Source organism: Phaeobacter sp. JH20_02, from assembly GCF_048056915.1.
Classification (GTDB): Bacteria; Pseudomonadota; Alphaproteobacteria; order Rhodobacterales; family Rhodobacteraceae; genus Phaeobacter; species Phaeobacter bryozoorum.
Genome location: NZ_JAYMVP010000022.1, coordinates 195,666 through 214,333 on the forward strand (window position 1 = coordinate 195,666; position 18,668 = coordinate 214,333).

Sequence of the window (18,668 nt, forward strand, 5' to 3'; positions counted from 1 at the left end):
AGAGCAATGCGCGGAATTTTCTGGCCTGCGTGATGGGTCGTGCGCTACCGTGATTGCGTGTATTCATCAATGGGGGGGACGCGTAATATGTTCTCAAAATCTCTTAAAACTACATTGGCAGCATCAATTCTGGCGACCTCCGGGGCTGCTCCGGCGGTTGCTGACAATCTTGGCGCGGCGCTGGTCGGCAGTATCATCGGCGGCGTGATCGTAAATGAAGCGCATAAAAACCGCGCGCGCAAACAGCCGGTGACCCGCAAACGGACCTATTCGCCCGCGCGGGCGCAGAACCGTGAAACGCAGACGGCGCTGAATTACTTCGGCTTTCCCGCCGGCTCCCCCGATGGCGTGATGGGGCGCAAATCCCGCAGCGCCGTGGCGCAGTATCAGGGGCATATGGGTTTCCCGGCGACCGGGCAGCTGACACAATATGAACGGGATTTCCTGGTGTCGTCCTACAGCCGCGCCCAGATTGGCGGCCCGCAGGTGATCAAGGCGATGCAGGGTCCCAATGGCGTGCGCGGGCTGTTGCGGATCTGGCGGGATGAGGCGACCGGCACCCGCAGCGCGAGTGCAGCCGGCTATGGCAGCTACGGCGGCCTGCCGTTTGAAGTCAGCCAGGCCGTGGATGAAATCGCGGCCAGCGCCGATCCCAGCGCCGAACAGCTGTTGCAACGTTCGGGTTTCATGCAGCTGGCGGATCTGAACGGCGATGGCAAGAACGACTACATGATCGACACCTCGGTGTCCGGCAGCTCCTTCTGGTGCGGTGCGTCGCATTGCTCCGTCATGGTCTTTGCCTCAACGCCGCAGGGCTATCAGCGCAATGACTTCATGGCGCGGGGCGTCACGACGGCAAACTTCGCCTGTCATCAGGGCGTCTGCCGGATGACGGATGAGCCGACGTCTGGCACGGTTCAGGCGGCTGTGCCAACCCCGGCCCCTGCGCCCGCACCCGCTCCGGGAGCAACTGTGCTGGCCTCCGCGCCGCAGGCCGTCGCTCCGGCGCCTGCTCCCGCACCCGCTCCTGCCGGAGGCGGGCTGGCCGGCATTCAGCTGTTCCAGCAACCGGCACCGGCGGCAAGCACCGCGTCGCTCACCAGCCATTGCAGCAAGGTCAGCCTGCTCACCAGTTCCAACGGTGGCTATATGACCGTTGCCAATCTGCGCGACCCGGAGCTGGCATTGGGAGAGCAGTTCTGCCTGACCCGGTCCTATGCGATCAATTCCGGCGAAGCGCTTGTGGCCAAGGTGCAGGGAGTGAGCCAGGCACAGGTCGACAGCCAGTGCGACGCCTTTGGGCCTGCTGTTCAACCCTATCTTGCCAAACTGGCGACCACGGGCAGTGACGCCTTGATTTCCGACGTGCAGAAATTTGTGCTGCAATCCAACATGTCGATCGAGCAGCTGTCCAATACCGCCGGGATCTGCCTGTTCTCGGGGTATCGCCGTGACAATATGGAGGTGGCGCTAGGAGCGGCGCTCATCATGGTTGGTGTCGGCCAGCGTCCCTATGCAGAGCTGATCGGCCATCACCTGGCGCAGGGCTTTGGCGTTGCGAAATCGCCCGAGCAGGCACAGGGCTGGTATCAGACAGCTGTTTCCGCGCTGGAGGCCGGGGTTGATCCGGTCTTCGCACCCGGACAGCCGGAACGAGTCGCCCTGATCAAGGCCGCCGCTGCGGGCCTGACCGGCGCATTGGCACAACCGGTACCGGCGTCCAGCACCGCGGCCGCGCTGCCGAGTTTCTCAACGGACTGATTGGTTTTCACACCATCAGACCTGTCAACGGGGGCGGAATGATCATCCGCCCCCGTTCCTTTTTCGGGCGAGCAGAAAAGCCTGAGAAATGATCATTTTGCATCTTCACAACCGTCCCGCGCTCGTCTATACGCCGCTACACCAAGTCAAGACAGTGCGGTCGTGGCGGAATTGGTAGACGCGCAGCGTTGAGGTCGCTGTGGGGTAACACCCGTGGAAGTTCGAGTCTTCTCGACCGCACCATTTCACATTTTGATGTGAAGACATCCAAAAATCCAAAACTCTCAGCAGCTTGCGCCCTGCGGCTAACGGTCTATCTGTCGTAGGCCCATGGTGGTTTGATGGCCGCGTTGAAGATGGTTCTTGTCCCAAGAGCCATCGCTTTTCGTCGGCATTCCAGGGGCTTGACTGGAAATCGCTCACAGGCTCGATCGGTTCACCGAGGGGGAGGCCGATTGGTTTCTGACAGGATGCGTGACTCACGGTTCGAAAACTGAGTGTTGACCATGTCTGATCTCTTCTAGCTGACGGATGCGCAGCTAGCGAGTTTTTTCCCTCTTCCCGGGAGCCGATGGCGAACTCCACGTTGAAGGCAGGCTGCTTTTCCTGAAAGAAACCTCCAACAAAGTCGGTGTTTTGCAGAAAGTATGCCTAATAGAAAACCACCGAGAGCGGGGCTCCCGGTGGTCTACTTACTGTGCATCAGAAGGCTAAGAAGCGCCTCTGAATGGGCAGGTCATGCTGCGTCCGACTATCGAGACATCAGGTGCCGCAGGTTACCCGCATTTGCTGTGGCCGCAGCTGCGGCAGGTCATGCAGCCTTCCACCATCTGCAGATCGTATTGGCCGCAGCTGGGGCAGGGTTTGCCGCGTGGAGCATTGAGGGAAACCACTTCCGCTTGCGGATCTGATTTCAGCCCCATGCCTTCACCTTCGAGGAAGCCGGTTGCCACCATATGGGTTTCAATCACGCCGCCGATCGCCGCCAGAATGGAGGGGATGTATTTGCCTTGCACCCAAGCGCCGCCCCGCGGATCGAAGACCGCTTTCAGCTCCTCGACGACAAAAGACACATCGCCGCCACGGCGGAACACGGCCGAGATCATCCGGGTCAGCGCCAGGGTCCAGGCGTAATGCTCCATGTTCTTGGAGTTGATGAAGACCTCAAACGGGCGGCGGTGGCCGTTGATGATGATGTCGTTGATGGTGAGGTAAATGGCGTGCTCGGAATCCGGCCACTTCAGCTTGTAGGTGTGACCTTCCAGAGACTGCGGGCGGTCCAGCGGCTCTGACATATAGACCACTTCGGCGCCATTCTCGCCCATATCGCTTTGATGCGGTGCATCGGCGCTTTCGCCCGGCGCCTTGTCGGAGCTTTCGCTGACGGTCAGGACTGAGCCGGTTACGTCATTGGGGCGATAGGTGGTGCAGCCTTTGCAACCAAGGTCCCAAGCCTGCATGTAGACGTCCTTGAACTCATCAAAGGAAATGTCTTCGGGGCAGTTGATGGTCTTGGAGATCGACGAGTCGATCCATTTCTGCGCCGCCGCCTGCATCTTGACGTGGTCGGAGGGGGGCAGGGTCTGGGCGTTGACGAAATAGTCGGGCAGCTCCTTGTCGCCGAACTTGTCGCGCCACATCTGCACGGCGTAATCCACGACTTCCTCTTCAGTGCGGCTGCCGTCCTTTTGCAGGACCTTGCGGGTATAGGCATAGGCAAAGACGGGTTCGATCCCCGAGGACACGTTGCCCGCATAAAGCGAGATGGTGCCGGTCGGTGCGATGGAGGTCAGCAGCGCGTTGCGGATACCGTGTTCGCGGATTGCGTCGCGCACATCCTCGTCCATATTCATCATGGTGCCCGACGCCAGGTAGGCATCCGCATCGAACAGCGGGAAGGCGCCTTTTTCCTTGGCCAGATCCACCGAGGCCAGATAGGCCGCGCGGGCGATCGCGTGCAGCCAATCCTCGGTCTGCCGCGCGGCTTCGTCCGAGCCATAGCGCAGCCCCAGCATCAGCAGTGCGTCGGCAAGGCCTGTTACACCAAGGCCGATGCGGCGCTTGTTCTGGGCCTCCTGTGCCTGGGCCTCCAGCGGGAATTTCGACACGTCTACAACGTTGTCCATCATCCGCACCGCGGTGGCGACCAGCTCTTTCAGGGCCAGCGGATCCAGTTCGGAGTCTTTCTCGAAGGGGTTCTTGACCAGGCGCGCCAGATTGATCGAGCCAAGCAGGCAGGCGCCATAGGGGGGCAGGGGCTGTTCGCCGCAGGGGTTGGTGGCCGCGATCTGTTCCACGTAGGACAGGTTGTTGGCCTTGTTGATGCGGTCGATGAAGATCACGCCGGGTTCGGCGTAATCATAGGTCGCCTGCATGATCTTGTTCCACAGGTCCCGCGCCTGGACGGTGTGATAAACCTTGTCACCAAAAACCAGATCCCAGGATCCATCTGCCTTTACCGCTTCCATGAAGGGGTCGGTGACCAGCACGGACATGTTGAACATGCGCAGGCGGGCGGGGTCGGATTTCGCGGTGATGAAGGCCTCGATATCGGGATGGTCGCAGCGCATGGTCGCCATCATTGCGCCCCGGCGCGAGCCTGCGGACATGATGGTGCGGCACATGGCGTCCCAGACATCCATGAAGCTGAGCGGGCCAGAGGCGTCTGCGGCAACACCTTTCACATCGGCGCCGCGCGGACGGATGGTGGAGAAGTCATAGCCGATGCCACCGCCCTGCTGCATGGTCAGCGCGGCCTCTTTCAGCATGTCGAAGATGCCAGCCATGCTGTCGGGGACGGTGCCCATCACGAAGCAGTTGAACAGGGTCACCTGCCGCGCGGTGCCGGCACCGGCGGTGATCCGACCAGCGGGCAGATACTGGAAGTCCTCAAGCGCGCCGTAGAATTTGTCCTCCCACATCTTGGGATCGGTCTCAGCCCGTGCCAGGTCGCGGGCGATGCGGCGCCAGCTGTCTTCGACGGTCTGGTCGATGGGGGTGCCATCGGCCTGTTTGAAACGGTATTTCATGTCCCAGATCTGTTCGGCAATCGGGGCGGCAAAGCGGCTCATATGGCGAATCCCTATGGTCGGTCGTGGCAAGGTGGCGGCCTGACTACACCAGCCGCGCCGATATCCTCAACGCAGAAATCGCGCGGAGGCGTAAATTTATCATCATCGTACCACAACACCTTGTCGATCTGCCAGTCTGACCTACAATATAGAGTTGATCATCTGGACGACTCTGTGGGCATCTTGTGGATAACTATATCAACCTCGTGAAACTTTCCGTTGGGACTGAAACTGTTGACGGGCTGGCAGCCTGGCAGGCGGAGTACCGCAAGCAGTTGCCGGAGGGATTGCCGCGCCATGTTACGCGGATGTGGCCCAAGCGCGAAGCGGAGATCCTCAATGGTGGGTCGATCTATTGGGTGATCAAGGGACAAATCCAGTGTCGTCAACGCATTCTGCGGCTGGACGAGGTGATCGGTGGCGACGGAATCCGCCGCTGTGCAATTGTTCTGGAGCCGGAAATCCACCGTACACAGGTCGCAACGCGGCGGGCTTTTCAGGGGTGGCGCTATCTGAAGCCGGAGGACACGCCGCCGGATCTGCGAAAAGGGCGTGTGGCGGAAAAGCCGTTGCCGCCTGAGCTGTCGCAGGCGCTTGCGGAAATCGGCGTGATCTGACCCGCCGACGACCAATCGGCTATGATCGCCTATGTGTCAGGGGCGCAGTGACGCAAAAAAGGCCCCTGCCGGGGCCTTCATCAGGTCGCTTCACGCGGCAGCAACCTCGCGGTCCGTGGTGGCGGCGCTGGACCGTCAGGAGGGCTCTTTTCCTACATTCTCTTGAAATGCGGTCTCAAAAGCGGCCTGTTTCTCGACAGAGGCCTCGGTCTGATAGTTGGCTTTCCATTCATCCATGGTCATGCCGTAGAAGCTTTCACGTGCCTCGGCTTTTCCCATCTCGATGCCGCGTTCATTGGCGGCTTCCTGATACCAGCGCGACAGGCAATTGCGGCAGAACCCTGCGAGATTCATCATGTCGATGTTCTGCACATCGGTGCGGTCTTCCATCAGGTGCTGGCGCAACCGGCGGAAGGCGGCCGCCTCTAGTTCGATCTGGGTCTGCTTGTCCATGTCGGGCTCCTTCCATGACACTATCTGCGTGACTAGCAGTTGCATCCGGGCGGGGCAACTCGCACCGGTGGCCGCGCCCTATCGGGTGTCAGAGACCTGATTTGTCCAAGGCGCAGGGTAGTACATTGGCCAGACGTTCGGCCCAGTCCTGCTGCTCGGCTGCACTGGCAATCAGATCGTTGCGCAGTTCGATCAGCGTGTTTGGGCGCGCATGGGCGGTACCATGTCGATCCAGCGTATCGCCGGGCAGATAGCCTGTGTAGGGCGCATTCACGCCGACGCAGAGGTCCGGCTGCGCCTTCAGCTCGGTGACGATATGGGGCGACAGGGGCTCGTTGTCAGGTGACAGGATTCCGATGTGCCAGGGCCGTGGCGGACGTCCGCGCAGCTGGCGGGTGAAGGAGTGGATGGACACCAGAATTGCGCCGGGCCGCATCAGCAGCTCGGCCAGAGCATCATGATAGGGGTGGTAGCAGGCCGCCATCCGCGCCGTTCGCTCGGCCGCATCGGCGTGGCGGTTGCCGGGAATGATGGTCCCGTCGTAGAGTTTCATAAGCAGGGTCGGATCATCCGGGCCACGGTTTGGATCAATCACCAGTCGCGAGAAATTGGAGGCGATGACCGGCGCATCCAGAAGCTGCCCCAACTGCTGTGCCACCCCATAGGCGCCGATATCATAGGCAATGTGGCGCTCCATGTCCGCGCGCGGCAGGCCAAGTCCGCCGTTGTTCACAAAGGGGGGCACATGGTTGGTGGCGTGATCGCAGCAGATCACCCAGCGGGCAGGGCGCCCGGCCCCATGCAAGAAGAATGGTGAATATGTCATCTGTCCGTCGCCATTTGATGATGAAGCTTTAGGGGAGTTGCGGCAAAATGGGAATTAGGCGATAAGCGCCGCAGCAATGTTTGCGATAACACCGTTCCAGCCGATGAAGAGGATGACCCCATGAGAAGATCGCGCAATGTAAAGATTGTTGCCACCCTTGGGCCGGCATCCGAAACCTATGAGACCATCCGTGCCCTGCATGAGGCGGGTGCAGATGTGTTCCGTCTGAACATGTCGCACGGCAGCCACGAAGAGATTGCCGCCAAACATGCGATTATTCGCAAGGTCGAGGCCGATCTGGACAGCTCGATTGCCATCCTCGCCGACCTTCAGGGGCCGAAGCTGCGTGTCGGCGTCTTTGCCAATGGTTCGGAGGAGCTGGTCGAAGGTGCGTCCTTCCGGCTGGATCTGGACAAGGCAGAGGGTGACGTGAATCGCGTCTGTCTTCCCCACCCCGAGATTTTCGAAGCCCTGCAGCCCGGTGCCCATCTGCTGGTCAACGATGGCAAGATTCGCCTGAAGGTGGAGACCTGCGGCAACGACTTCGCCAATTGTACCGTCACCACAGGTGGGACAATCTCCAACCGCAAGGGGGTGAATGTTCCCGATGTGGTGCTGCCGCTGGCGGCCCTGTCGGAGAAAGATCGCGGCGATCTGGAATTTGTCTGCGGGCTGGGCGTCGATTGGCTGGCGCTGTCCTTTGTTCAGCGCGCCAAGGACGTCTACGAGGCACGTGGTCTTGCGGATGGTCGCGCGGCTGTGCTGTCGAAAATCGAAAAACCGGCTGCGGTCGACAATTTCGATGAAATCCTAGATGCCTCCGACGGGATCATGGTTGCGCGCGGCGATCTGGGTGTTGAACTGCCGGTTGCTGCTGTGCCGCCGATCCAGAAACGTCTGGTGCGTCGCTGCCGTGCAGCTGCCAAACCGGTGATCGTGGCCACCCAGATGCTGGAAAGCATGATCGAAAGCCCGATGCCGACCCGCGCCGAAGTCTCCGATGTGGCAACCGCGATCTACGAGGGGGCGGATGCAATCATGCTCTCCGCTGAATCCGCGGCAGGCCAGTACCCGATTGAAGCGGTGAAGACGATGGATAATGTCGCCACCGAGGTAGAGGTGGATCCGACCTATAGCCAGATCATTGCCTCTTCCCGCTCGGCCAAGGGCGATACCGTCGCCGACGCCATTGTCGCTGCCGCGCGTGAAATCGCCGAGAAGACCGAGATCAAGGCGATCTGCTGCTATACCCAAAGCGGCACCACCGCGCTGCTGACCGCACGGGAGCGTCCGGGCGTGCCGATCATTGCGCTGACGCCGCTGAACCGGACAGCCCGCCGTCTGGCGCTGAGCTGGGGCTGCAACTGTGTGGTGACGCCGGATCAGGAACGCTTCAAAGGCGCTGTGGTCGGTGCCGCGCGTGCCGCCCGTTCCGGCGGCTTCGCCGGGGAAACCGATCAGATCGTCGTGACGGCCGGTGTGCCTTTCAACGTTCCGGGCACCACCAACATCCTGCGTGTGGCACCCTGCGATGAACGTTTGATCTACAGCACCGACCCGGAGTAACCTGAACGCGTCTTAGTCTTCTGCGAGGACGCGCAGCATGGATACGGATCTGGCACTGGTGCTTGGGTTGTTGCTGGCTTTTCTGGCAATACCCGCGTTGTTGTCGGCCGCTACCGACCGCCGCACCCCCAGGGTGTCGGCGGTTTTTCTTGTCGTGGCGGTGGGTCTGCTCCTATATGCGTTCAGTACCAAATCCGGCGGGTATCAGATCGACGATATCCCGAAAGCCATTTTCCGGGTGATTGGCCGCTTTACCTGAGCGTCATGGCGCGCGCTGACTGTCGAGGCCGCGCTGACTGAACCGCAGCAGGGCGGATTGGCCGTCTGCTCGAAGAATCTGCTTGCCCTTATGGTCCAGCTTGCGTAAACGGCAGCCCTGTTCGCGTGGCCGGCCCAATGTGGCATGCCGAGTCGCGCATAGACCGAACCCGCATTGAAGGAGACGGAAATGCCCAAAATGAAGACAAAATCGAGCGCCAAGAAGCGCTTCAAAGTGACCGCGACCGGCAAGGTCCTCGCAGGTCAGGCCGGCAAGCGCCATGGCATGATCAAGCGGACCCGCAAGTTTATCCGCGACGCCCGCGGCACCACTACCCTGTCGGCACCCGACGCAAAGATCGTCAAGGGCTTCATGCCCTACGACCGCTAAGAGGAGATCTGAGATATGTCCCGCGTTAAAGGTGGTACCACAACTCACGCCCGTCACAAGAAAGTCATCAAGGCCGCAAAAGGCTATTATGGCCGTCGCAAGAATACCTTCAAGGTCGCGCGTCAGGCTGTTGACAAGGCAAACCAATACGCAACCCGCGACCGTAAGAACCGCAAGCGGAATTTCCGCGCGCTGTGGATCCAGCGGATCAACGCAGCTGTGCGTAGCCACGACGAGGCTCTGACATACTCCCGCTTCATCAACGGCCTGACCCTGGCCGGTATCGAAGTGGACCGCAAAGTGCTGGCCGATCTGGCCGTACACGAGCCCGAAGCATTCGGTGCCATCGTGAAGCAGGCACAGAGCGCACTGGCAGCCTAAGCTTAGGCGCAAGACAATTCCGAAAGGGCCGCTCTGCAAAGGGCGGCCCTTTTGCTGTTGCTGATCTGCTAGAGAGGCAGGCTATACGGTCTGACGGAGGCGGGGAGGCTGCCGGATTGTCGCGATTGCCGCCCGATTGGCAGAGAACCGGTTCAAAAGCTTGCTTTCAGCTTCTGCTGTGGTAGCAGGGCTGCAGCATTATTCAGGGGACCGTCATGGACGATCTTAAAGCAAAATATCTCGGGCAGATCGCCGATGCTGCCGATGAAAACGCGCTGGAGACCATCCGGGTTGCAGCTGTTGGGAAAAAGGGCGAAGTCGCGCTGAAGATGCGTGAGCTGGGCAAGATGACGCCAGAAGAGCGTCAGGTTGCGGGTCCGGCCCTGAACGCGCTGAAGGATGAGATCAACGCCGCACTCGCCGCCAAGAAGGCCGGGCTGGCCGATGCCGCATTGGATGCGCGCCTGCGGACCGAATGGCTGGACGTCACCTTGCCGACCCGCCCGACGCGCAGCGGGACTCTGCATCCGATCAGCCAGGCCAGCGAGGAGTTGACCGCGATCTTTGCCGAGCTGGGTTTCTCCGTTGCCGAAGGCCCGCGTATTGACACCGACTGGTACAATTTCGATGCGCTGAATATCCCCGGCCACCATCCGGCACGCGCTGAGATGGACACGTTCTACATGCACCGTGCCGAGGGCGATAACCGCCCGCCGCATGTGCTTCGCACCCATACCAGCCCCGTCCAGATCCGCTCGATGGAGAAGATGGGTGCGCCTTTGCGCATCATCTGTCCGGGTGGCGTTTACCGCGCTGATTACGATCAGACCCACACGCCGATGTTCCATCAGGTCGAAGGCCTCGCGCTGGACAAGAACATCTCCATGGCGAACCTGAAATGGGTGCTGGAAGAATTCGTGAAATCCTTCTTTGAGGTGGACAGCGTCGATCTGCGTTTCCGTGCGTCGCATTTCCCCTTCACCGAACCGTCGGCCGAGGTTGATATCCGCTGTTCCTGGAAAGATGGCACGCTGAAGATTGGCGAGGGTGACGACTGGCTTGAAATCCTCGGCTCCGGCATGGTGCACCCCAAGGTGATTGCCGCTGGCGGGATCGACCCAGACATCTATCAGGGGTTTGCGTTCGGGATGGGGATCGACCGGATCGCGATGCTGAAATACGGTATTCCTGATCTGCGCGCCTTCTTCGACAGCGACCTGCGCTGGCTGCGCCACTACGGTTTCCAGTGTCTCGACGTGCCGACGCTGCACGGTGGTTTGAGCCGCTAGGCCCGGATGACGGACTTCTGAACGCTTGCCTCGTACCTGAGGCGGGCGTTTTGGTTTGGGGGCCTAGGTTCACCGCCCCACAAACATGTGAAATGACAGGGGCGTGGTGTCGGGTAGTCTCCCGTCTATGACACGTTTTCTCCTCTTGCTCTCAACCGCTTACATGTGTGCCACCTCTGTCGCGGCCATGGGGCCGTGGAAGGCAGATACAGACCCCTGCGGCGAAGAGCTGGCCTGCGCGCTGGGAGATCGCAGCTATCACGTGATGGAGCCTGATAACTGGGACGGTGTCGCGCCGCTGCCTGTGCTGATGCATTTTCATGGCTGGTCGCGAACAGGCAAACATGCGTTGCGCTCCGATCGGGTCGGGGCCTCGGCCAAACGGCGGGGCGTATTGCTGGTCACCCCGAATGGCCGTGGCAAGAGCTGGAATTTCTGGACGGCAGACACCGAGGATGTGCCCTTTGCCGATGCGGTGCTGGCGGATGTGGCAAAACGCTACCCGGTCGATGCCGAACAGGTCTTTGTCTCGGGCTATTCCTACGGATCCGCCATGGCCTGGCGTTACGCCTGCCAGAGCGGCAAGGGGATTGCGGCATTGCTGGCGGTGGCGGGCAGTATTGATCAAACCGAAATCTGCGCCGAGGCCCCGCAGGAGGTTCGGCATGTGCACGGGCTTGCGGACACGGTGATGGATTTTCCGATGGGGCCGGGGGGTGATGTGACCTATCCGGTGGCCTTGTGGCGGCGGGCGTTCGACTGTTCCGGCGGAGGCGAGGCGCAGGGAGATTGGCAGGTCCGCAGTTTCCTGACGTTTTCGCGCACCGGCTGGAGCTGCGGTGGGCATGATGTCACCCTGGATCTGCACCCGGGCGGGCATTTCATCCCGCATGGTTGGATCGGTCGGCAGCTGGATGAGCTTTTGGGTCTCACCCCCAGCTATCCTTAGGCCTAGAGCGGAGCCAAGGCTTGCACATGGGGGCAATCTTTGTCATTGCCTGCTGCAACATGCATGGCTTGCCATAGGAAACCGGACCGATGAAATTCACTCTTTCTTGGCTGAAAGACCACCTCGACACTGAGGCCTCCGTCGAGGACATCACCGAAACACTGACCGACCTCGGGCTTGAGGTCGAAGGTGTGTCGAACCCTGCGGACCGGCTGAAGGATTTTACGCTGGGCTATGTGAAACATGCCGAGAAACACCCCGACGCGGACAAGCTGCGGGTGTGCAAGGTCGACACCGACGAAGGCGAGATGCAGATCATCTGCGGCGCGCCCAATGCCCGTGAAGGTATCACCGTCGTGGTTTGCAAACCGGGCATGTATATTCCCGGTCTCGACATCACCATCGGTGTGGGCAAGATCCGCGGTGTCGAGAGCTTTGGCATGATGGCGTCCGAGCGCGAGCTGGAACTGTCGGATGAACATGACGGCATCATCGAGCTGCCTTCGGGCAATGTCGGCGATCGCTTCGTCGATTGGCTGGCCGAGAATAGCCCGGCCAAGGTCGATCCCGTTATTGAAATCGCCATCACGCCGAACCGCCCGGATGCGCTGGGGGTTAGGGGGATCGCGCGGGATTTGGCCGCACGCGGGCTGGGCACATTGAAGCCGCTTGATATCGAGCCGGTCGACGGCGGATTCGAAAGCCCGATCAAGGTCAATATCGACGCAGATACGCTGGATGGCTGCCCGCTGTTCACCGGTCGCCTGATCCGCGGCGTGAAGAACGGCCCTAGCCCGCAGTGGCTACAGGACCGGTTGAGCGCCATTGGTCTGCGTCCGATTTCGACACTGGTTGATATCACCAATTATTTCACCTTCGATCAGAACCGCCCACTGCATGTCTTTGACGCGGCCAAGGTAGCGGGCAATCTGCGCATCCACCGGGCAGCGGGTGGCGAGACGCTGACCGCGCTGGACGAGAAGGACTACACCTTCGCCGAAGGGCAGATGGTCATCTCCGACGACAATGGCCCGGAGAGCATTGCGGGCATCATGGGCGGGGCCGACACCGGGTGCACCGAGGAAACGACCGATGTGTTCCTTGAGAGCGCATTCTGGGACCATGTGCAGATCGCGACCACTGGCCGGGCGCTGAAAATCAACTCGGACGCGCGCTACCGTTTCGAGCGGGGCGTCGACCCCGAATACACCCGTGAAGGTCTCGATCATGCCACCCGGATGATCCTCGACCTCTGCGGTGGCGAGCCGTCGAATGTGGTGATCGCAGGTGCTGTACCGGATCACGCGCGCGCCTATAAGCTGGATCCCGAGCGGGTCCAGTCGCTGGTCGGGATGGATATCCCGGAATCAGAGCAGCGCCAGACCCTGACCCGTCTGGGTTTCCGGCTTGAGGGCAATATGGCCCATGTTCCGAGCTGGCGCCCGGATGTGATGGGCGAGGCTGATCTGGTGGAGGAGGTGGCGCGTATCGCGTCGCTCACGAAACTGGAAGGTAAGCCGTTGCCGCGCCTGACAGATGGCGTCCCTGCACCGGTGATGACCCCTGAGCAACGCCGCCAGCAGATCGCGCGGCGGACCTGCGCCAGCCTCGGCTATAACGAGGTGGTGAGCTACACCTTCATCGACAAGGCCTCTGCAACGCTGTTTGGTGGCGGGGACGATGCGACCATGCTGGCCAATCCGATCTCCTCCGAGATGTCGCACATGCGTCCGGCACTGTTGCCCGGGCTGTTGCAGGCTACCGCACGCAATCAGGCGCGTGGCTTCATGGATCTGGCGCTCTTCGAGGCGGGACCTGCTTTTCACGGTGGTGAACCGGGTGAGCAGCATAACCTGATTTCCGGCCTTCTGGTTGGCCGTACCGGCCCCAAGGATGTGCATGGCACCAGCCGCGCGGTCGACACGTTTGACGCCAAGGCAGATATCGAGGCGGTTCTGGCCGCAATCGGTGCGCCGGCCAAGGTCCAGATCCTTCGCGGGGCAGAGCCCTGGTGGCATCCGGGGCGGCATGGCAAAATCTGCCTGGGTCCGAAGAAAGTGCTGGGTGTCTTTGGCGAACTGCACCCGAAGGTTCTGAGCGAAATGGGGATCAAGGGGGCCGCTGTTGCCTTTACCATCTGGCCTGACGAAGTTCCGATGCCACGCAAAACCGGGGCCAATCGTGGTGCGCTGGTTCAAAGCGACCTGCAAGCGGTCGAGCGTGATTTCGCCTTTGTCGTGGCCGAGGACGTCGAAGCCCTTACCCTGGTCAATGCCGCCGCAGGCGCCGACAAGGCGCTGATTGATGATGTGCGCGTTTTTGACGAGTTCATCGGCGGCAGCCTGGGAGAGGGCAACAAGTCTCTGGCCATCACGGTCCGCTTGCAGCCGACCGAAAAAACCCTGACCGAAAAGGATATCGAAGCGGTCAGCGACAAGATTGTCACAAAAGTCACCAAGGCCACCGGCGGCACATTGCGCGGATAGCGGCGCCTGTGACCTCTGGCTGAAACCTGTATTATTCTGGAAACGCGCCCCGGTTGAGGGCGCGTTTTCAGTTCTGGGCGAGAAAATCTGCCAGAAGGTCAAAGACCAGCCGGATGCGGCGGCTGGTGTGGAGCTCGCGGTGAGTGGTCAGCCAGATCGGAAATACGATTGGATCCAGCCGCGGCAGTAGCCGTTCAATGCCGGGCGTGGGCTCGGCCACATCCTCCATCATCGGGCAGATGCCGAAGCCCTGTTTGACCAGCTCCCAGGCGGTAAGACCGCTGGAGGACTTGATCCGAAAGTTTTCCGGCGCGAGATGGATTCCAAGCGGTGCCAGGAAGTCAATCGAACGGTCCACATCGGCAAAACCGACAAAATCGTGGTCTGCCAACTCCTTGGTCGATGCCGGACGACCCCGCCGCTCCAGATAGCTCGGGGCGGCGTAGAAATGCGCCCGCGCTTCGCGCACGAGGCGCGCGATCAGTTCCGGCTGGTCAGGGCGCACATGGCGGATGGCAATATCCGCTTCGCGTCGCATCAGGTCCCGGATGTCGTTGGCGGCCACGACATCAATCGTCAGCCGCGGCGCGCGCTGTCGGATCTGGCGCAGCACAGGCGGCAGCACATAGGCCGACACGACGTCGCTTGCGGTAATCCGAATGGTGCCTTCGATGGTTTGGGCCGAGGCGCTGGCCGCCAGTGACAGGCCCTCGGCTGCGGCCCCCATCCTGCGGCTGTGGTCCAGCAGATCCTGCCCTGCGGAAGTCAGTGCCAGACGGCGCCCCGGACGTTCAAACAGCATCACACCGAGATCGGCTTCGAGGGCTGCGACCTGTCGGGACAGGGTCGGTTGGGTCAGCCCCAGCTTGCGCGCACCGGCGGAGAGGGAGCCGGTTTCTGCCGTCGCCAGAAACGCCCGGATATGATTCCAGTCGAGTTTATCCATACAAATATGTATACCTGACCTGCAAATTTTGGCAATTTTACTTAGGTTTCTGCATGGGTAGCCTGTAGCCATCTTAGGAGGACAGAGATGACAACCGATGCGCGCTTCTGGGACAGGACTGCCCCCAAATACGCCAAATCCAAAATCCGGGATGAGGCCGCCTATCAATACACGTTGGAGCGCACGAGAGCCTATCTGAAGGCGAGCGACCACGTGCTGGAAGTGGGCTGCGGTACGGGATCCACCGCGATCGCACTGTCGGACGCGGTTTCGGCGATGACCGCAACCGATCTGTCGGAGGGAATGCTGCGCATCGGTCGCGACAGGGCCGCGCAGGCCGGGGCGGACAACGTGACCTTTGAACATTGCGGTGACGACGCGCTGCCAGCCGGACCGTTTGACGTGGTGATGGCTTTCAACCTTCTGCATCTGGTTCCGGATGTGGATGCCGCACTTGCGTCGGTCGCCGAACGCGTGCCGAGCGGGAAGCTGTTCATTTCCAAGACACCCTGTCTGGGCGAGGCGCGTGGCAGCCTGAAGTACTGGATGTTCTCGGTACTGATCCCATTGATGCGTCTGGTCGGAAAGGCGCCGAGCTCGGTGGCTTTGCTAAGTATTGCTGAGCTGGAGGCCGCCGTGGAGCGGGCCGGGTTCGAGATTATCGAGACCGGCAATTACCCGATCTCGATACCGAGCCGCTATCTGGTGGCACGGCGGCGCTAGCTTCCTGACCTGACGCGAAGCGGTGGACGAATTGTTGCAGCTGGTGGATACTCTGCCTGCTGGCCGAACGGGCTATGGTCCCGGCGCCAGGGCACATCACATTGGCGGGGCCAGCAACAGACAGGATCTGGCAGGGCGAGCCGAAACCGTCAGCTGCTCGCGCAGGAAAGGACATTCCGTGACTTTGAACGTATATCTCTCAGGCGAAATTCACACCGATTGGCGGGACCAGATTATTGATGGTGCAGCGGGCCTGGATGTGCATTTTGCCAGCCCGGTTACCGATCATGATGCCAGCGATGACTGCGGTGTGGCTATTCTGGGCAGTGAGCCGAACAAGTATTGGCACGACCACAAAGGCGCGATGGTCAATGCCATTCGCACCCGCAAAGGTCTGTCAGACGCGGATATCGTCGTGGTCCGCTTTGGCGAAAAATACAAACAGTGGAACGCGGCCTTTGATGCGGGCTATGCGGCCGCTCTGGGCAAGTCGCTGATTGTCCTGTCCCAGGATGAGCATCAACATGCCTTGAAAGAGGTACATGCCGCTGCCTTGGCTGTCGCGAAAGAACCGCGGCAGGTTGTCGAAATCCTGCGCTACGTGTTGCAGGGGAGCCTGCCTGCGTGACCGGGCCGACATTGACGACGGAGCGGCTGTCGCTGCGCCCGCACCGGCTGGAGGATTTTGATGCGCTGACCGCGTTGTGGATGGATCCGGTGGTTGTCCGTCATACGATCGGTCGCCCGGCCAGCCGCGAGGAAACCTGGACGCGCCTGTTGCGCTACATCGGACATTGGCAGGTGCTGGGTTACGGTTACTGGGCGATCACCAGCCGCGACGACGGACGCTATCTCGGCACCGCCGGCTTTGCTGATTATCAGCGCGATATCGACCCTCCGCTCGGCTCGGTGCCCGAGGCGGGCTGGGGGCTGATGCCAGCGGAGCATGGGAAGGGGCTGGCGACAGAGGCGGTCGAGCGCATACACCGGTGGGCTGCCGAGGAGACTCAATGGCGATCAACCTGTTGTCTTCTGGATCCTGACAACGCAGCCTCGATCCGAGTCGCCGAGAAGATGGGCTACAGCGCCAGTCACGAAGCCAACTACCGTCAAGAGCCGACACTGGTGATGACCAGAGCGATCCCGCGCTAGCACGCTTTCGAAGCCATAGACAGCCGCCCTGCACGTTGATCCGGGGCGGCTGCCGGGAGATCAGCCCTCTTTCTTGATTTCCACGCTGTGCGGGTAGGGGATTGAGATGCCCTTGTCGTCAAAAGCCTCTTTGACGGCTTGGGTCATTGCGAACTTCAGCTCCCAATAATCCGCGGCCTTGCACCACAGACGTGCGGTGAGATCGACCGAGCTGTCGCCAAGATTGGTCACCCGGACCCAAGGAGCAGGATCCGCCATGACCCGTGTATCGGCCTCGGCGAGGGCCATGATGATCTCCTTGGCGTCATCGGCACTGTCGCCATAGTCGATGCCAAAGACCATATCCACGCGGCGGGTGTCATGGGCGGAGTAATTGGTGATGATTGCACCCCAGGCCTGACCGTTGGGAATGATGATCTGGACGTTGTCCGGTGTGACCAGTTCGGTCACGAAGAGGTTCAGGTCAACCACGGTGCCGGAGGTGCCGCCGATATCGACATACTGGCCGAGCTTGTAGGGGCGAAATAGAACCAGCATGACGCCCGCAGCCAGATCGCTCAGCGTTCCCTGGAGAGCAAGGCCAATCGCCAGGGTCGCAGCGCCGAGCATGGCGACCAGGCTGGTGGCCTCTATCCCAAAGATGCCAAGCACGGCGACCAGCACGATGGCCAGCAATATCCAGCGGACGGCACTGGCGGCAAAATTACCGAGTGTTTGATCCAGATGTGGCGTAGCGTTGATGCGACGGCGCACGGCGCTGCTGATGATACCGGCGGTTATCCAGCCAAGCACCAGCACAACCAGCGCCTTGGCCGTACTGATTAGCAAGGGCCAGAGCGCGCCCAATTGTTCGATCCATTCTTCCATGTCGTTGTCTGGTCCCTGCCATTGTCTCAAAGGAATGCCCGATCACCGGCAACGCGAGGTCGCCGGTGCCCGAGATGTGGCCTTAGTCCGACCGGCCGCAGGATGCCACCTGCGGATCGTCTGTGTCTGCTTACCGTTTCAGGGAGTCGCGGATTTCCAACAGGACATCCAGCTCTGTGGGGCCGGCGGGGGCTTCCTCGGCGGGCATGGCTTCCTGCTTGCGGAAAGCGGCGTCTTTGACCTTGTTGACGTAGCGCACCAGCATGAACACCACGAATGCGATGATCAGAAAGTTGATCACTGCCATCACAAAGGCACCGTGAGCAAACACAGCGGCGCCCGCCTCACGTGCGGCCTCCAGGCTGGCACCTTCAGGGACGTTGCCCGCAAGGACCAGGTAGGAGTTGGTGAAATCGATCCCGCCAGTGAACAATCCGATGATGGGGTTGATCAGGTCGTTGACCATGCTGCTGACGATCGCGGTAAAGGCGGCGCCGATGATGATGCCGACGGCCATGTCCATCACATTGCCCTTGGCAATGAAATCTCTGAATTCCTGAAGCATGTTGTTTGTCCCTGTTAACGAAGTCATTTTCATCGAGCAGACGCCGCGACCATCTGAGCGCTGCATGACCGCAGTTTAGTCAGGTTTTGGCCGCCGCTGCTATTGATTTTGCATTGAAAACTCTAGCCGTAGCCCTGTCGCGCGGACCATCGCAGCGGCACCGGTCCGGCGTTTCGCCATATTCTGACCGCAAAATGGGCCAGCACCGGTCCCAGAGCGGTCCTGTGTTGGACGTGTTTGCCGGGTAAATCTTGGCCGTTGGATGTGTTTTTCCCTGGACCCGAACAGCGCGCCGCCTGTGGGATCTGGGCGCGGGCGCGTCATCGGGGGCGCCGGCTGTATCGGCGCGGGGTGTCCGCTGCTGTTG

At 60.9% G+C, this 18,668-nt stretch carries 18 protein-coding genes and 1 tRNA gene; 13 read left to right on the forward strand and 6 right to left on the reverse strand.

Features of this window, described 5'->3' with window-relative positions; translation table 11 throughout:
- The first annotated feature begins 87 nt into the window (after positions 1–87).
- Together VWY34_RS07705 and VWY34_RS07710 are read left to right on the forward strand one after the other, a co-directional pair.
- Positions 88–1,761: a peptidoglycan-binding domain-containing protein gene (locus tag VWY34_RS07705; protein ID WP_340544704.1), complete on the forward strand. Its 1,674-nt coding sequence runs from the start codon at positions 88–90 to the stop codon at positions 1,759–1,761.
- Between the two features lie 156 nt (positions 1,762–1,917).
- Positions 1,918–2,004, forward strand: a tRNA-Leu gene (locus VWY34_RS07710).
- A gap of 533 nt (positions 2,005–2,537) precedes the next feature.
- On the opposite strand, the gene VWY34_RS07715 is transcribed toward VWY34_RS07710, so the two are convergent.
- Positions 2,538–4,832 carry an adenosylcobalamin-dependent ribonucleoside-diphosphate reductase gene (locus tag VWY34_RS07715; RefSeq protein ID WP_416545114.1) on the reverse strand — a complete coding sequence of 765 codons (2,295 nt, stop codon included), beginning with the start codon at positions 4,830–4,832 and terminating at the stop codon, positions 2,538–2,540.
- 185 nt (positions 4,833–5,017) lie between these two features.
- Here VWY34_RS07715 and VWY34_RS07720 point away from each other — a divergent pair, with 185 nt between their 5' ends.
- Positions 5,018–5,449: a DUF1489 family protein gene (locus VWY34_RS07720; protein ID WP_416538417.1), complete on the forward strand. Its 432-nt coding sequence runs from the start codon at positions 5,018–5,020 to the stop codon at positions 5,447–5,449.
- Positions 5,450–5,584: 135 nt separating this feature from the next.
- Here the strand turns inward: VWY34_RS07720 and VWY34_RS07725 are convergent, their stop codons facing one another.
- Together VWY34_RS07725 and VWY34_RS07730 are read right to left on the reverse strand one after the other, a co-directional pair.
- A complete protein-coding gene (locus VWY34_RS07725) occupies positions 5,585–5,902 on the reverse strand; it encodes a DUF1244 domain-containing protein (protein ID WP_416535842.1) in 318 nt (105 codons plus the stop codon).
- 88 nt (positions 5,903–5,990) lie between these two features.
- Complete coding sequence (locus VWY34_RS07730; RefSeq protein ID WP_416545116.1) at positions 5,991–6,728, reverse strand: N-formylglutamate amidohydrolase; 738 nt, start codon at positions 6,726–6,728, stop codon at positions 5,991–5,993.
- 120 nt (positions 6,729–6,848) lie between these two features.
- Here VWY34_RS07730 and pyk point away from each other — a divergent pair, with 120 nt between their 5' ends.
- The 7 genes from pyk (at position 6,849) to pheT (ending at position 14,048) form a co-directional block, all read left to right on the forward strand.
- Positions 6,849–8,294 carry a pyruvate kinase gene (gene pyk / locus VWY34_RS07735; RefSeq protein ID WP_416535844.1) on the forward strand — a complete coding sequence of 482 codons (1,446 nt, stop codon included), beginning with the start codon at positions 6,849–6,851 and terminating at the stop codon, positions 8,292–8,294.
- Positions 8,295–8,331: 37 nt separating this feature from the next.
- Entirely contained in the window at positions 8,332–8,553 is a 222-nt protein-coding gene (locus tag VWY34_RS07740) for a hypothetical protein (protein ID WP_340544710.1), read from the forward strand.
- Between the two features lie 189 nt (positions 8,554–8,742).
- Entirely contained in the window at positions 8,743–8,943 is a 201-nt protein-coding gene (gene rpmI, locus VWY34_RS07745; protein WP_014873788.1) for a 50S ribosomal protein L35, read from the forward strand.
- Positions 8,944–8,958: 15 nt separating this feature from the next.
- On the forward strand, positions 8,959–9,324 hold the full coding sequence (gene rplT, locus VWY34_RS07750) for a 50S ribosomal protein L20 (protein WP_014873789.1): 366 nt from the start codon (positions 8,959–8,961) through the stop codon (positions 9,322–9,324).
- A 215-nt stretch (positions 9,325–9,539) separates the two neighbouring features.
- Positions 9,540–10,613 (forward strand): phenylalanine--tRNA ligase subunit alpha, encoded by a 1,074-nt coding sequence (gene pheS, locus VWY34_RS07755; protein ID WP_340544717.1) that lies wholly within the window; start codon positions 9,540–9,542, stop codon positions 10,611–10,613.
- Positions 10,614–10,740: 127 nt separating this feature from the next.
- A complete protein-coding gene (locus VWY34_RS07760; protein WP_416545117.1) occupies positions 10,741–11,562 on the forward strand; it encodes an alpha/beta hydrolase family esterase in 822 nt (273 codons plus the stop codon).
- An 89-nt stretch (positions 11,563–11,651) separates the two neighbouring features.
- On the forward strand, positions 11,652–14,048 hold the full coding sequence (gene pheT / locus VWY34_RS07765) for a phenylalanine--tRNA ligase subunit beta (protein WP_416545119.1): 2,397 nt from the start codon (positions 11,652–11,654) through the stop codon (positions 14,046–14,048).
- 67 nt (positions 14,049–14,115) lie between these two features.
- Here pheT and VWY34_RS07770 read toward each other — a convergent pair whose 3' ends face one another.
- Positions 14,116–14,994 carry a LysR family transcriptional regulator gene (locus VWY34_RS07770; RefSeq protein WP_416540569.1) on the reverse strand — a complete coding sequence of 293 codons (879 nt, stop codon included), beginning with the start codon at positions 14,992–14,994 and terminating at the stop codon, positions 14,116–14,118.
- A gap of 87 nt (positions 14,995–15,081) precedes the next feature.
- Here VWY34_RS07770 and VWY34_RS07775 point away from each other — a divergent pair, with 87 nt between their 5' ends.
- The 3 genes from VWY34_RS07775 (at position 15,082) to VWY34_RS07785 (ending at position 16,869) form a co-directional block, all read left to right on the forward strand.
- Positions 15,082–15,717: a class I SAM-dependent methyltransferase gene (locus VWY34_RS07775; protein ID WP_416545121.1), complete on the forward strand. Its 636-nt coding sequence runs from the start codon at positions 15,082–15,084 to the stop codon at positions 15,715–15,717.
- 178 nt (positions 15,718–15,895) lie between these two features.
- Positions 15,896–16,345 (forward strand): YtoQ family protein, encoded by a 450-nt coding sequence (locus tag VWY34_RS07780; RefSeq protein ID WP_416535848.1) that lies wholly within the window; start codon positions 15,896–15,898, stop codon positions 16,343–16,345.
- On the forward strand, positions 16,342–16,869 hold the full coding sequence (locus VWY34_RS07785; protein WP_340544726.1) for a GNAT family N-acetyltransferase: 528 nt from the start codon (positions 16,342–16,344) through the stop codon (positions 16,867–16,869). Before VWY34_RS07780 ends, VWY34_RS07785 begins: the two co-directional genes overlap by 4 nt.
- Positions 16,870–16,929: 60 nt before the next feature.
- Here the strand turns inward: VWY34_RS07785 and VWY34_RS07790 are convergent, their stop codons facing one another.
- Both VWY34_RS07790 and mscL read right to left on the reverse strand, forming a co-directional pair.
- Positions 16,930–17,736 carry a mechanosensitive ion channel family protein gene (locus VWY34_RS07790; RefSeq protein WP_416538424.1) on the reverse strand — a complete coding sequence of 269 codons (807 nt, stop codon included), beginning with the start codon at positions 17,734–17,736 and terminating at the stop codon, positions 16,930–16,932.
- Between the two features lie 130 nt (positions 17,737–17,866).
- On the reverse strand, positions 17,867–18,301 hold the full coding sequence (gene mscL / locus VWY34_RS07795; protein ID WP_340544729.1) for a large conductance mechanosensitive channel protein MscL: 435 nt from the start codon (positions 18,299–18,301) through the stop codon (positions 17,867–17,869).
- Positions 18,302–18,668 lie beyond the last annotated feature (367 nt).

Bases quoted from the DNA above. Each gene is read 5' to 3' on its own strand.
- VWY34_RS07725 (WP_416535842.1), bottom strand. From the start codon at position 5,902: ATGGACAAGCAGACCCAGATCGAACTAGAGGCGGCCGCCTTCCGCCGG.
- rplT (WP_014873789.1), top strand. From the start codon at position 8,959: ATGTCCCGCGTTAAAGGTGGTACCACAACTCACGCCCGTCACAAGAAA.
- mscL (WP_340544729.1), bottom strand. From the start codon at position 18,301: ATGCTTCAGGAATTCAGAGATTTCATTGCCAAGGGCAATGTGATGGAC.
- VWY34_RS07730 (WP_416545116.1), bottom strand. From the start codon at position 6,728: ATGACATATTCACCATTCTTCTTGCATGGGGCCGGGCGCCCTGCCCGC.
- VWY34_RS07705 (WP_340544704.1), top strand. From the start codon at position 88: ATGTTCTCAAAATCTCTTAAAACTACATTGGCAGCATCAATTCTGGCG.
- VWY34_RS07790 (WP_416538424.1), bottom strand. From the start codon at position 17,736: ATGGAAGAATGGATCGAACAATTGGGCGCGCTCTGGCCCTTGCTAATC.
- rpmI (WP_014873788.1), top strand. From the start codon at position 8,743: ATGCCCAAAATGAAGACAAAATCGAGCGCCAAGAAGCGCTTCAAAGTG.
- pheS (WP_340544717.1), top strand. From the start codon at position 9,540: ATGGACGATCTTAAAGCAAAATATCTCGGGCAGATCGCCGATGCTGCC.
- VWY34_RS07740 (WP_340544710.1), top strand. From the start codon at position 8,332: ATGGATACGGATCTGGCACTGGTGCTTGGGTTGTTGCTGGCTTTTCTG.
- VWY34_RS07770 (WP_416540569.1), bottom strand. From the start codon at position 14,994: ATGGATAAACTCGACTGGAATCATATCCGGGCGTTTCTGGCGACGGCA.
- VWY34_RS07715 (WP_416545114.1), bottom strand. From the start codon at position 4,832: ATGAGCCGCTTTGCCGCCCCGATTGCCGAACAGATCTGGGACATGAAA.
- VWY34_RS07775 (WP_416545121.1), top strand. From the start codon at position 15,082: ATGACAACCGATGCGCGCTTCTGGGACAGGACTGCCCCCAAATACGCC.
- VWY34_RS07760 (WP_416545117.1), top strand. From the start codon at position 10,741: ATGACACGTTTTCTCCTCTTGCTCTCAACCGCTTACATGTGTGCCACC.
- pyk (WP_416535844.1), top strand. From the start codon at position 6,849: ATGAGAAGATCGCGCAATGTAAAGATTGTTGCCACCCTTGGGCCGGCA.
- pheT (WP_416545119.1), top strand. From the start codon at position 11,652: ATGAAATTCACTCTTTCTTGGCTGAAAGACCACCTCGACACTGAGGCC.